A 12,673-nucleotide genomic window follows, 5' to 3' on the forward strand; every position below is an offset into this window, starting at 1 on the left:
ATGAACGAGACTTTGGCGCTGGAGCTTAAAAACGTCATAAAGAAACGGCGGCGTAGAACGATTGGGCCAGTCAATCTCCAGATTCCCCAGGGACACATCGTCGCGCTGGTTGGGTCTAACGGTTCAGGGAAAAGTACGATTCTCCACATGCTGACACGAAGCCTTATTCCAGATGAAGGGGAAATCAGGTGGTTTGGGGACAAGAGCGCCGGCGATTTGCCGCAGGAAATCAGAAGCAGGATTGCCTATGTGTCGGAGAATCCGCTAGTAGAGGAAAACTACCAGACCGCGGAGCAGGCCGCGAGCTTCCGGGCTCACTGGTATCCATCCTGGGATCAAAAGAAATTTGAACGCTTGATTACGCACTTTGAGGTGCCGCGCGATGAACGGCTGAACCGCATGTCCAAGGGGGAGCGCCGTAAATTTGAGGTTGCTGCTGCCTTGGCCGCAAGCCCTAAGCTGCTTATTCTCGATGAACTATCGTCCGGGCTTGATCCATTTATCTGGAAGGATATGCTCGCAGAGCTTCAGAATAGCATGCTGGAAGAGGATGTTACCATCATCATGGCGACCCATGTCGTAGAAGAAGTAAGACGGCTTGCCGACTACATTGTATTGGTGCATCAGGGTAAGGTGCTGGGCATGGCGGAGAAAGACCTGCTCTACGGAAGCTGCTATGAGGTATGGGTTCGCGGTGATGTAGGCGAATGGACGGGAAGGCCTGAGCTCATTCGGTGCGATGAGGATGGGCCGTTGATGCATAAATTGATCGTCCGGGATGAAGCTTTTATGGGCGAACTGCAGCAGTCCAAGGATCTTCAGGTATTGCGGACCCGGGCCCTTGAGTTGGAAGAGGTGCTTCAACTCTGGATCCAAGGGCACGCTCCGGAACATAGATGATATATATTTATGGGCTTAGTAGAAATAGAAGCATGGAACAAGGAGGCTGAAACGATGGCTAAACCATTGGTATTGGAACAGGTAACGAAGCAGTTTGGGGAGAAAACGGCCGTAAACGGCATTTCCCTCCAAGTGGAGGAGGGAGAAATATACGGGCTCCTTGGCGGCAATGGAGCAGGTAAAACAACGACAATGCGGATGGTGCTCGGGTTAATTTACCCCGATGCGGGGCGAATTCTCTACCATGGGCAGGAATACAGCAGCGAATTGCAGCACAAGATGGGTTATTTGCCGGAAGAACGAGGTTTATATCCGAAAGTAAAGGTCAGTGATCAAATCGTTTATTTGGCCCGGCTGAAGGGAATATCGGCCCAAGAGGCGGACAAAAGTCTGCGTTACTGGCTGGAACGCTTCGAGGTGCCGGATTATTATAACAAGAAAATCGAAGAGCTCTCCAAAGGGAACCAGCAAAAAATGGGCTTTATCGCAGCTGTCGTGCATAAGCCCAAAGTGCTGATCCTGGATGAAGCCTTTAGCGGACTCGATCCGGTTAATGTCGAACTGCTTAAAGAGACTGTAAAAGAGCTGCGGGATGAAGGAACGAGCATTCTATTCTCTACCCACCGCATGGAGCACGTGGAGGAGCTGTGCAGCAATATTACGATTCTGCAGCGTTCCAATACAGTACTGCAAGGGAATATTCAGGACATCAAGAAGCGCTATCCGCGCGAGGAGGTTCTTCTCCATACGACGGGAACGGTTACCGGCCTGGAGGCCATCCCGGGGGTAGTGCGGGTTGAACACCGCGAGCGCGGCTATTCCATCCGGATTTCCGATGTAGCGGCCGCGCAGGACATTCTGCGCCGGGCGATGGAAGAGAGTACAGTTGAGCATTTTGAAATCAAGGAACCGACGTTGAATCAAATCTTTATTAAAGAGGTAGGTGATTCGCATGAATAAGCTGCTGCCGATCATTAATTTCACCTTTGCCAATAAGGTCAAGACGAAATCATTTGTCGTTACTACCGTTATTTTTGCCCTGCTGCTATCCATCGGTATTCATGTGCCGTATCTGATTCAAATGTTCTCGGGAAACGAGGGCGCTACAAGTTCCCAAATTGGCCTTGTCTATGGCAACCAGCCTGAGATTGCAGCGTCGCTGGAGGCGTTTATCGACAAGCAGCCGGATGGCAAAATCAAGCTCATGAAATACGAGCAAGCGAATGATCAGGCGCTCATGAACGATATGGAGAACGGTACGATCAAGGGATACCTGGAGTTCGGCGAGGCTGAAGGGCTGCAATTTCCGAAGGTTATGTACACCTCTAAGAAGAACAGCATGGATTTAACGCTTCAGTCGACGCTCCAGCCCGCACTGGAGAACGTGAAAATGCAATACGTCACTCGTGGAAGCTCCCTAACCGAAGAGCAAATCGCGGCGATAAGCGCTCCAGTTATCATCGAAGAGTTGAAGGCTGAACAGGCCGCAGGGACGGGCAGTGCTGCCGTTGCAAATGAAGGCTCTAAGACGGCGGCGGTCAATTACGTTATTGTATACGGCCTGATCGTTCTGTTCTTCATGACCAATATGATGACAGGCAACATGATTGCTGCAGAGGTAACTTCGGAGAAAAGCTCGCGGATCATGGAGATTCTGGTAACGAGCGTTTCACCGCTGACGCAAATGTTCGGCAAAATTCTAGGCATGTTCCTGGTCGGTCTGCTGCAGATCGCCATCTTCATCGCCGTAGTTGCCATCAACCTTGCATTGCCGTACAATCAGGCATCCTTGACCGAGTTGAATTTGGATTTATCGCAAATGGATCTATCCATTCTGCTTGTTGGACTTATTTTCTATATTCTGGGCTATTTCCTCTATGCAACTTTGTACGCAGCGGTCGGCTCCATTGTCAGCCGCACGGAGGATCTTGGCCAGGCGGTGATGCCGATCACGATGCTTTCTCTGGCAGCATTCTATGTGGCGATGTTTAGCTTATCGTCTCCGAATTCCCTTCTGCTCAAGGTGTGCTCTTACATTCCGTTCGTGTCTCCCGTCACGATCCTGCTGCGGTATGGCGCAGGGGATGCAACGCTGCTGGAGGTAGGGCTGTCTCTGCTGGTCCTTATTGTCGCTATTGTCTTCTTCAGCTGGCTGGCCGCCAAGATTTACCGTACGGGAGTCCTGCTGTACGGCAAGCGTCCGACGATGAAGGAGCTGCGCAAAGCGATGAAGGCGTACAAGATTTAACTCCGTGTGAATTTTAAAAATATCATTGAAAACAAAGGAGAAGATGAACATGAAAAATTGGAAACGATCGCTCTTATCCCTCTTTATTTCTGTAGGCTTGCTTGCTGCGGCGGCCCCGGCTATGGCTGCTCCACAGCCAGCTTCGGTCAAGATCAACAACCAAAACGTTGAATTCGCAACAAATGCGCCTATTGTTGATCAAGGAACTACGATGGTGCCGCTGAGATCAACGCTTCAAGCAATGAATGTTCAATTAAGCGATGTACAGGATAGTACGATTCATGTCGTAATGGACGGCAAGGAGATTGTGCTGAACAGCAGGACAGAGCTGATTAACGGCGAGACGTACGCGCCGATTAGAATCGTCGGCGAAGCGGCAGGTTATAAGGTGCATTGGGATCAGCAATCCCGCACAGTGTTTCTTATCTCCGAAGCAACGGGAGAAGGTGCCCGCGGCTTCATGTGGGAAGTCAAACATGGCGGTAATACGGTCTATCTGGTAGGATCGATGCATATTGCGGACGACAGCTTTTATCCGCTGCGTTCGGAATTCGAGGATGCTTTTGCCGAAGCGGATTATTTGGGGGTAGAAATTGACCTTAGCAAGGCTGCTGATGAAGCCAATCAGAAGCTGATCTTGGATGTGGGAATGTATCAGGACGGTACGACTTTGAAGGATCATGTGTCCAAGGAGACATATGCAAAGCTTCAGGATATTTTGCAGCAGAACGGCCTGGAGCCAAACGCCTTTGATGTCTTCAAGCCATGGGTCGTCGAGAGTACCATCAGCACGCTTAAATCGATGCAGTCAGGTTATGAAGCCTCTGCCGGAATCGACCTGTATTTCATCCAGAAAGCCATAGAACGCAAGCTGCCGGTGTTGGAACTGGAAACCTACGAGTCCCAGCTGAGCATGCTCGACGGGTTCTCCAGCGAATTACAGGAGAAAAACCTAAATACCGCCTTGGACAACTTCGATGTTTCGGCTGAACTTGTGGACGATATGGCCGATATGTGGAAATCAGGGGATGATCAGAAACTGCTTGAGTTCACCGAGAGCATGATCGAGGATCCGGAGTATTACAAAGCGATGCTGACAGACCGGAATATCGTTATGGCCGATAAAATCGATGGATACCTGAAAAGCGACAAGAAAGCGGAATATTTCATTGTGGTTGGCGCCGCGCATTTCGCCGGCAAAGACGGCATCGTTCAGTTGTTGCAGGATAAAGGCTATTCCGTCGTTCGCAAATGAGCGTTCGGATAATCTTGCCAAGGCTATTAAGGTAAGTTATAGTGAAAGTAACTGAATATGGAGTGCGGGTGCTGGATAAAGTCCGGCTGAGATTGGAACCTGATGTTCCGGACCGTTAATCTGATCCAGGTAATGCTGGCGTAGAGAACATATCGAATTTAAAGCCATTCGTGTATTCTCGAATGGCTTTTTTGTGTCCTGCAGCCGGTAAATACAAAACGGAGGTAGAGTTGGCAGATGAGAGATTTTCGTTTGTACGCTATTACCGATGAAAGAAGCCATCCCGGCAGGGAGCTTGCCGAAGTGATGGAGGAGGCTATTCTTGGCGGTGCAGATATCGTGCAGCTTCGGGACAAGCACAGCGATCGGGAAGCCGTGCTGGAGAAGGCAAAGCGGCTTCGCGAATTGACCCGCAGGTATGATGTCCCTTTTATCGTCAACGACTATATTGATATTGCGCTTGAGGTAGATGCGGACGGCATTCATCTGGGCCAGGGCGACACACCGCTTTCCGTGGCCAGGGAGCTGGTCGGCGGCAAAATCATCGGCATTTCCACGCATGCGATCGAGGAGGCGCTGCTGGCAGAACAGCAGGGAGCGGACTATATCGGCGTTGGTCCTGTATATCCGACGGCTACGAAGGCGGGTGCAGCACCAGTAACGCTTTCCTATGTTCGCGAGGTAGCTGAGAAAATTCGCATTCCGTTCGTAGCGATCGGCGGCATCAAGCTGCACAATGCGGATGAAGTGATCGCTGCCGGGGCAACGCGAATCTGCGCGGTGACCGAAATTGTAGGCAATCCGGACGTAAGAGGGACATGCGAGGCTTTTATTCGCAAATTAGAGCAAGGGGGAACGGCTCATGGGAAATACGCACAGCGTTGAGCTGAAGGTGAATGGTGTTATGCAGAGCTTGCAGGCGGGAACCGTTCAGGATGTAATCGCCCATTTCGGCTTGACGGGCAAGCCGGTTATCGTAGAAGCGGACGGTGTGATTTTGACCCCCGAGCAGTGGGTGGATACAACGGTGTCTTCAGGGATGGTCATCGAGCTGGTTCATTTTGTGGGAGGGGGTTAAGCGGATGCGGGATGATGCATTGCGTATCGGCGGCCGCTCGCTGTCGTCGCGGTTCTTTATTGGCACAGGGCTGTTTCCCAACCCGTTCGTACAGAAGGAAGCGATTAAAGCTTCCGGGGCGGAAGTGCTCACGTTTGCTATTCGGCGCATTAATCTCGATGCGGTAGAGGATGATTCCATATTGCAGCATATCGAGGATGGCGCCTTTCAATATTTGCCGAACACATCAGGCGCAAGCACGGCCGAGGAAGCGGTCCGGATTGCGCGGCTTGCCAGAGCCTCCGGTCTCAGCGACTGGATCAAGGTTGAGATCAGCGCGGACGCGAAGACGCTGCTGCCTGATCCGATTGAGACGCTTAAGGCGACGGAAATGCTGGTCAAAGAAGGATTTACGGTGCTTCCTTATATTTCGGACGATCCGGTCATCTGCCGCCGGCTGGAAGAAGCCGGGGCAGCTGCGATCATGCCGGGAGCAGCGCCGATCGGCACGGGGCTCGGCATATTAAATCCTTACAATTTAGGCCTAATTGTAGAAGAAGCGGGCGTGCCCGTTATCGTGGATGCCGGGCTTGGGACGGCCAGTGACGTGACGAAAGCGATGGAACTAGGCGTAGACGGGGTACTTATGAACACTCCGGTGGCCAAGGCGAAGGATCCAGTCATGATGGCGGCCGCCATGAAGCACGCGATAGAGGCGGGACGGCTAGCTTATTTATCCGGACGAATTGCCCGGAAGAAGTATGCTTCCGCGAGCAGTGGCCTGGAACAGTTTATTTTGAAATAGCCCTATGAAAAATGGCGCCTGGGAGCGATAGCATGATGCAGAATATAGTTATTATGGGCGGCGGCGTTATCGGATTGTCCTGCGCCTTTGAATTGCGGAAGCGGGGGCATAACATAACTCTGCTGGAAATCGGCAAGTGCGGCGGTCAAGCCTCGGGAGCAGCCGCAGGTATGCTGGCGCCATATTCCGAAAACCTGGAGGAGCCGGACGAATTCTTTCGACTGTGCCTGGACAGCCTGCGGCTGTATCCCGCATGGCAAGCGGAGATCAGGCAGATGTCAGGAGAAGCCTTTGAATATGCCAACTCTGGCAGCCTTTATGCGGTATACCATGAAGCGGATATTTTGGCCTTGGAGGGCCGGCTGCTCTGGCAGCGGGAATTCGGTTCCTCCGGCCGGATTGTCGAAGGGGAGGAGCTCCGGCGGATCGAGCCGGGGATCTCCAGCGAAGTCAAAGCGGCATTATATACACCCGAGGAGAGCCATATTTATGCGCCGCATTATGTGCAGGCGTTAGAGCAGGTTTGCCGGAATATGGGCGTGCGCATTTTCGAGCATTTGGAGAGCGTGGACATTGTCGATTGGCTGCCAGGACCTGGTAAAATGCCGGAGCCAACGCAAGCACCACTGGCGCAGGGTCAAGGACAGCTGTTCGGACTGCTGCAGGAGCAGCCGGAGTCTCTGCGCCGCGAGATCGTCTTGCAATCCAAGGATGGCCGGAAATTCCCGGCAGATCGCTTAATTGTATGCTCCGGCGCTTGGGCCCAGGAACTTTCCGGAACAATTGCGCTTCCCCTTCCGATTTATCCGATCCGCGGGCAAATATGCGCTTACGATAACACCGGGCATACGGTGAGGGGTATGGTGTTCAACAATCAAGGATACGTGGTCGCCAAAAATAACGGTACCGTCGTATGCGGCGCATCCGAGGATATTGCTGGCTTCGATACTTCGGTAACGGAGAAGGGCATCGAGCGGCTGCGCAAATGGAATAAACGGCTGTTTCCTTCTCTGGAAGGGGAAATCCCCTTTCACCAATGGGCCGGACTGCGTCCTTCCACCCAGGATGGCCGTCCTTTGCTGGGGACCCTCGAAGCTTCGGACCAGATTGTGTTGGCGGCTGGCCATTATCGCAACGGGATTTTGCTCAGCCCGATTACGGCCAAAATCGTGGCGGATGTCATCGATGGCCTGAAATTGCCCAGCTATTATCCGGCGTTTGCGCCGGATAGATTCAATCATATGATGATGCGCTAAAACGCAGCAATTAGAAAATCGGAAGCAATTGCAAGTGAAAAACCTCTTCTTGGGGGCGGCATCGCCTTTCGCAAGAAGAGGTTTTTTGTCTTGGCTATTATTACCGCCCCAAGCTTTTGACAATCTTGGTTGACAACGTAAAGATTCTGCTTTAAGATTTATACCCATAGGGGTATATGTATTATGTGTGAAGCGATGAATCAAAATTAGGCTCGTTTGGAAAGTTATTAAATCATGATGAAAGGGAGGAATCGAATTGTCTGAACCACAAGTGCAGAAGCTGCAAGTCGATAAAACGCTGGACTGTAAAGGACTTTCGTGTCCGATGCCCATAGTAAAAACCAAGAAGGCCATGGATGAGTTGATTCCTGGCCAAGTGATCGAGGTACAGGCCACTGACCGCGGTTCGCTGGCAGATATTCAAGGCTGGGCCAAAAATACAGGTCATCAATATTTAGGCACGATTGAAGAGAATAACGTTCTCAGGCATTATCTTCGCAGATCGCGTCCCGACGAGATCAAAGCGGAGCAGAAGCACCCCTATGTCGCTTCGAATGAAGATCTGCAGGCCAAAATCGCAGCGAAGGATGCCATCACGATTCTGGATGTGCGCGAGCCAGCGGAATATGCCTTCGGCCACATTACTGGTGCGAGATCTATTCCGCTGGGAGAACTGGAGTTGCGTGCGGGTGAACTGAATCCGGACGAGGAAATCTATGTGGTGTGCCGGAGCGGCAGCCGCAGCGACCTGGCTTGCCAACTGCTTGCCAATAAAGGCTTCAAGCAGGTGAAGAATGTAACACCGGGGATGACGGATTGGAAAGGGCCTATGGAACAGGCAATTGAGGAGTAACCCGCACCATTTTTTAAAATTTGATAACACTACATTCATGGAGGTATTACTATGTCAACAAAAGTAGCGATTATTGCAAGCAACGGCGGTTTATTCGACGCATACAAAGTATTCAATATTGCCACGGCTTCGGCGGCAACGGAAGCTGAGGTAGCCATCTTTTTCACGTTTGAAGGGCTCAACCTGATCCACAAGCAAGGGAATCAGCAATTGCCGCTGCCGGCTGGGAAAGAACATTTTGCCGAGGGCTTCAAGAATGCGAATGTTCCTTCTATTCCGGAGTTGGTCAGCATGGCCCAGGAACTGGGCGTGAAATTGATCGCCTGCCAGATGACGATGGATATTATGAACCTGCACAAAGAAGATTTCGTCGACGGCATTGAAGTCGGAGGGGCTGTAACGTTTCTCGATTTTGCGAAGGATGCAAATGTTTCTTTGTCCTTTTAATTAACGATTCATTATCGAAAGGGGATAACTCGAATGTCAGCAACAACTTCACCATTGCAAACAATGACGGCCGGCGAGTTGACCCGGCGGGTTCTGAACAAAGAGCCATTATTCATTCTCGATGTCCGCAACGACAGCGACGCAGCCGATTGGCAAATCGAAGGAGAGAGCATTGAGCTGATCAACATCCCTTATTTTGATTTGCTGGAAGGCGTGGACGCTGCCTTGGAACAGCTGCCGGAGGACAAAGACGTACTCGTCGTCTGTGCCAAGGAAGGCTCCTCCAAGTTCGTAGCGGAGCAGCTCGTGGAAGCGGGTAAAAGACGTGTGTATTATTTGGAAGGCGGGATGAAGGCATGGAGCGAGCACTTGGAGCCCGTGCTGATCGGCAAGCTGCAGGATGGCGGCTCGTTGTACCAATTCGTGCGAATCGGCAAAGGCTGTCTGTCCTACATGGCCGTTTCTGCAGGGGAAGCCGCGGTGATTGATGCGGCAAGAATGATTGACGTATACTCGGCCTTTGCCGCAGAGCAAGGTGCAGCGATCAAGTATGTGCTGGACACGCACCTGCATGCAGACCATATCTCTGGAGGCCGTAAGCTGGCGGAGCAGACGGGAGGAACGTACTGGCTTCCTCCAAAGGATGCGGAAGAAGTAACGTTTGATTACGAGCAGCTGGAGGAAGGAAAAGTCGTCACCGTGGGAAATACTAAAATCGAAATTCAGCCGGTGTATTCCCCGGGACACACAATCGGCAGTACTTCCTTCATCATAGATAACCGGTATTTGCTGACCGGCGATATTCTGTTCGTCGAATCAATTGGACGCCCGGACTTGGCTGGCAAAGCAGAGGATTGGGTGGGGGATCTGTATACTACCTTGCATGAACGCTATAAATCGTTACCGGATGAATTGATCGTACTTCCTGCCCATTTTGGCAAGATAACGGAGCTGGGGAAGGACGGAGCTGTCTCCGCACGGCTCGGGGATCTCTATGAGCGCAATCCTGGCTTGCAAATTACTGCCGAAGCCGAATTCAGACGGATGGTTACCGAAAATTTACCACAGCACCCAAACTCCTATCAGGAAATCCGCCAGACCAATATGGGCAAAATACATCCGGATGAAGAGCAGCAGCGTGAAATGGAGATCGGTCCGAACCGCTGTGCCGTGCATGATAAATAACCCGCGAACCTGCGGAGAACCGCGATGATGCAGTAACACAATTCATTCATTGATCATTAGGAGGTCATGTACCAGTGGAAAGCAACAAAAAAGTCGATACAACAGGATTGATGTGTCCTATGCCGATCGTAAAAGCAAAGAAAGCGTTAGATGAGCTCAATCCCGGTGAAATTATGGAAGTCATCTCTACGGACAAGGGCTCCCTGAATGATTTTCAGGCTTGGGTTAAGCAAACGAATCACGAACTGCTGAAGCATTCAGAGAAGGACGGCGTCTACACTTTTCTGGTGAAAAAAAATAAATAAAATCAGCGAACACGGCTTTGTCCGCTGATTTTATTTCGAATCGTAGACGATGCGCACGCCGAGGGTGGCATAAGTCTCTTCTTTATAGTGGCCTTGCGGACAGTACTTTAGCACGTGCAGGCTATCCTGCCGGGATTGCATAGTCCGCTGGCATTGAGGACAGCGATTGGCGAAGAGGGAGCGAAGCGTTTTTAGCATATGACTTCACCTTTTTCATATAAGTTTACTTGGTTTTGAGTATAACTTATTATTTTCAATTCGTACAGCCATAAATGTTGGGAGACAGGCTTCGGTAAAGCAATCGGAAAGGAGGGAGCTATGGATTTTCTGTTATTCATCGTCATGCTAATGCTCGGATTAATTGGTTCCTTCTTTTCGGGGCTGCTCGGAATAGGCGGAGCGATCGTTTCGTTTCCACTATTGCTTTTCGTTCCTTCGGCGTTTGGCGTTGCGAATTTTACGGGTCAGGAAGTCTCTTCGATCAGTATGTTTCAGGTGTTCTTTGCCTCGCTTGCCGGCGTGCTGACGTATCTCAAAAACAGCAAAAATCAAGCGGCCGTCATTCATAAAGGCCTTGTTGTATATATGGGCGCCGGGATTTTGATCGGGAGCCTCGCCGGGGGGCTTGTGTCCGGATACCTGGACGGCAGGATCATCAACATCATTTACGGGGTGCTGGCCATCATTGCGGTTATTCTGATGCTGATCCCAAGCAAAGGCAAAGAAGGGGAAGCGGCTGGCCAGCCTATTGTATTTAATCGGGCGTTCGCTGTTATTATATCGTTTCTGGTCGGCATCGTGTCGGGAATCGTTGGTGCCGGCGGCGCATTTATTCTAATCCCTGTCATGCTGACGGTCATGAAAATTCCGACCCGCATTACCATTGCTTCTTCCTTGGCCATCGTGTTTATTTCAGCCGTCGGCGGTGTAGCCGGCAAATTGACTACAGCGGCTATCCCCTGGGAAGCTACGCTGTTCACCGTTATCGGCAGCCTGCTTGGCGCGCCGTTTGGTTCATGGCTCAGTGCGAGAATGAACGTCAAATATTTGCGGTATGGGCTTATTGTTTTAATCGCATTGACCGCCATTAAGGTGTGGATGTCGATATTGTAAGGCTTGAATTCACATTATTTCATTCGCTGAATGATTTATGGGGGGTATTTCCTCAGCTGGATTGCGGTTGATGATTGCGCTGGCTGTTATTTTCGAATAATATACCCTTAGGTGTATAGGTTAAGTGAATGAAACGGAGTGAACCCTAATGGACTACAATTATAACGAGGATTTAAAACGGCGCCTGAGAAGAATAGAAGGACAAGTGCGGGGAGTCCTGCGTTTGATGGATGAAGGGAAATCCTGCAAGGAAGTGGTAAGCCAGCTGTCAGCCGTCCGCAATGCGTCGGACCGGGCTATCGCCCAAATCGTAGCCGAAAATTTGCAGCAGTGCATTCTGGAGGAGCAATCGGCAGGCGGAAACACCGATAAAGTCGTGAAGGAAGCGATCGAGCTGCTGGTCAAAAGCCGGTAATAATTCAGATACTTTCTAAAATAGACAGGAGAGAGATTACGATGGCAGGACAAGTAAGCAAGGAAATTTCGCCGCAAGAGCTATCCGCACGCTTGAAGAAGGGCGAGGCGGTCAAGATGCTGGACGTCCGTGAACCGGAAGAATGGGCGGCAGGCCATATTGAGGGAGCAAAGCATATTCCGCTTGGACAAATCTTGGAGAGACTGGGTGAACTGGATGCGGACGAGGAGCTTATCGTAATTTGCCACAGCGGCAACCGCAGCGGACTAGCCTGCGAGCTGCTGGAGGAGAAGGGCTTCAATGTCGTCAACATGACCGGCGGGCTGCTGGCTTGGGAAGACGAGTTGGTCTAAGCCAGATGTGTTTAGGCGAGTGAAGGATAATGGGTAGGTTAGCCGACACCGCTTTACCTTGGATATCAAGTTTAGTAATAGCTATAGAGTTTGGGAGGAAGAAATGCTCATGTGGTTCATTGCTTTAATCATAGCCGGTCTGGCATACGTGCTGCTTCGCAATTTGCTGCCTGTAAAAGGGCTGGCCTATGTCGACGCGAGCATTCTGCATAACGCATCAGAGCTGCCGGAAGAGACGAGGATGCTCGATGTCCGGGATGAGGTGTTCTACCGGGAATGCCACGTACAAGGGGCGATTAACATTTCGATCGGTCGTCTTCCTTTCGTTTGGAGCAACGAACTGTCCCCGAGTGAGCCGATCCTGATTCTCTCAGACAGCAACATTAAGAGCAAGCGGGCGGCGCGCCTATTAAAAAGCCGGGGCTTCCGGCGAATATACGCTGTCCGTGGGCACTTCTGTGCGTAATAAGCAGCGAAAGCG

At 51.1% G+C, this 12,673-nt stretch carries 16 protein-coding genes and 1 riboswitch; all 16 genes read left to right on the forward strand.

Going from position 1 to position 12,673, the window contains the following annotated elements:
- The 16 genes from MKX50_RS03920 to MKX50_RS03995 all read left to right on the forward strand — a co-directional run bounded on the left by MKX50_RS03920 (position 1) and on the right by MKX50_RS03995 (position 12,658).
- Positions 1 to 900, forward strand: a complete 900-nt coding sequence (locus MKX50_RS03920; RefSeq protein ID WP_339158475.1) for an ABC transporter ATP-binding protein — start codon at positions 1 to 3, stop codon at positions 898 to 900.
- Positions 901 to 954: 54 nt separating this feature from the next.
- Positions 955 to 1,860, forward strand: a complete 906-nt coding sequence (locus MKX50_RS03925) for an ABC transporter ATP-binding protein (RefSeq protein ID WP_339158476.1) — start codon at positions 955 to 957, stop codon at positions 1,858 to 1,860.
- A complete protein-coding gene (locus MKX50_RS03930; RefSeq protein ID WP_339158477.1) occupies positions 1,853 to 3,148 on the forward strand; it encodes an ABC transporter permease in 1,296 nt (431 codons plus the stop codon). The genes MKX50_RS03925 and MKX50_RS03930 overlap by 8 nt, the downstream gene beginning before the upstream one ends.
- A gap of 49 nt (positions 3,149 to 3,197) precedes the next feature.
- Complete coding sequence (locus MKX50_RS03935) at positions 3,198 to 4,403, forward strand: TraB/GumN family protein (RefSeq protein WP_339158478.1); 1,206 nt, start codon at positions 3,198 to 3,200, stop codon at positions 4,401 to 4,403.
- A 54-nt stretch (positions 4,404 to 4,457) separates the two neighbouring features.
- A riboswitch (TPP riboswitch) is annotated at positions 4,458 to 4,567 on the forward strand.
- 73 nt (positions 4,568 to 4,640) lie between these two features.
- The gene (thiE, locus tag MKX50_RS03940) at positions 4,641 to 5,288 is read left to right on the forward strand and encodes a thiamine phosphate synthase (protein WP_339158479.1); all 648 of its coding nucleotides are present in this window, start codon (positions 4,641 to 4,643) and stop codon (positions 5,286 to 5,288) included.
- Positions 5,266 to 5,481 (forward strand): sulfur carrier protein ThiS, encoded by a 216-nt coding sequence (thiS, locus tag MKX50_RS03945; protein ID WP_213594937.1) that lies wholly within the window; start codon positions 5,266 to 5,268, stop codon positions 5,479 to 5,481. Before thiE ends, thiS begins: the two co-directional genes overlap by 23 nt.
- Positions 5,482 to 5,485: 4 nt before the next feature.
- On the forward strand, positions 5,486 to 6,265 hold the full coding sequence (locus tag MKX50_RS03950; RefSeq protein WP_213594939.1) for a thiazole synthase: 780 nt from the start codon (positions 5,486 to 5,488) through the stop codon (positions 6,263 to 6,265).
- Between the two features lie 32 nt (positions 6,266 to 6,297).
- A complete protein-coding gene (locus MKX50_RS03955; protein WP_339158480.1) occupies positions 6,298 to 7,521 on the forward strand; it encodes an FAD-dependent oxidoreductase in 1,224 nt (407 codons plus the stop codon).
- A 256-nt stretch (positions 7,522 to 7,777) separates the two neighbouring features.
- Positions 7,778 to 8,374, forward strand: a complete 597-nt coding sequence (locus MKX50_RS03960; RefSeq protein WP_339158481.1) for a sulfurtransferase TusA family protein — start codon at positions 7,778 to 7,780, stop codon at positions 8,372 to 8,374.
- Between the two features lie 51 nt (positions 8,375 to 8,425).
- Positions 8,426 to 8,821, forward strand: coding sequence for a DsrE/DsrF/DrsH-like family protein (locus tag MKX50_RS03965; RefSeq protein ID WP_339158482.1), 396 nt, complete (start codon positions 8,426 to 8,428; stop codon positions 8,819 to 8,821).
- A 33-nt stretch (positions 8,822 to 8,854) separates the two neighbouring features.
- Entirely contained in the window at positions 8,855 to 10,006 is a 1,152-nt protein-coding gene (locus tag MKX50_RS03970; RefSeq protein ID WP_213594945.1) for an MBL fold metallo-hydrolase, read from the forward strand.
- Between the two features lie 74 nt (positions 10,007 to 10,080).
- A complete protein-coding gene (locus MKX50_RS03975) occupies positions 10,081 to 10,311 on the forward strand; it encodes a sulfurtransferase TusA family protein (protein ID WP_213594947.1) in 231 nt (76 codons plus the stop codon).
- Positions 10,312 to 10,629: 318 nt separating this feature from the next.
- Positions 10,630 to 11,424, forward strand: a complete 795-nt coding sequence (locus MKX50_RS03980) for a sulfite exporter TauE/SafE family protein (RefSeq protein ID WP_213594949.1) — start codon at positions 10,630 to 10,632, stop codon at positions 11,422 to 11,424.
- Between the two features lie 148 nt (positions 11,425 to 11,572).
- Positions 11,573 to 11,839 (forward strand): metal-sensitive transcriptional regulator, encoded by a 267-nt coding sequence (locus MKX50_RS03985; protein WP_055106565.1) that lies wholly within the window; start codon positions 11,573 to 11,575, stop codon positions 11,837 to 11,839.
- Between the two features lie 41 nt (positions 11,840 to 11,880).
- On the forward strand, positions 11,881 to 12,192 hold the full coding sequence (locus MKX50_RS03990; protein WP_339158483.1) for a rhodanese-like domain-containing protein: 312 nt from the start codon (positions 11,881 to 11,883) through the stop codon (positions 12,190 to 12,192).
- 103 nt (positions 12,193 to 12,295) lie between these two features.
- A complete protein-coding gene (locus MKX50_RS03995; RefSeq protein ID WP_339158484.1) occupies positions 12,296 to 12,658 on the forward strand; it encodes a rhodanese-like domain-containing protein in 363 nt (120 codons plus the stop codon).
- Positions 12,659 to 12,673: the final 15 nt, after the last annotated feature.

This window comes from Paenibacillus sp. FSL W8-0186, assembly GCF_037969765.1.
GTDB lineage: Bacteria > Bacillota > Bacilli > Paenibacillales > Paenibacillaceae > Fontibacillus > Fontibacillus woosongensis.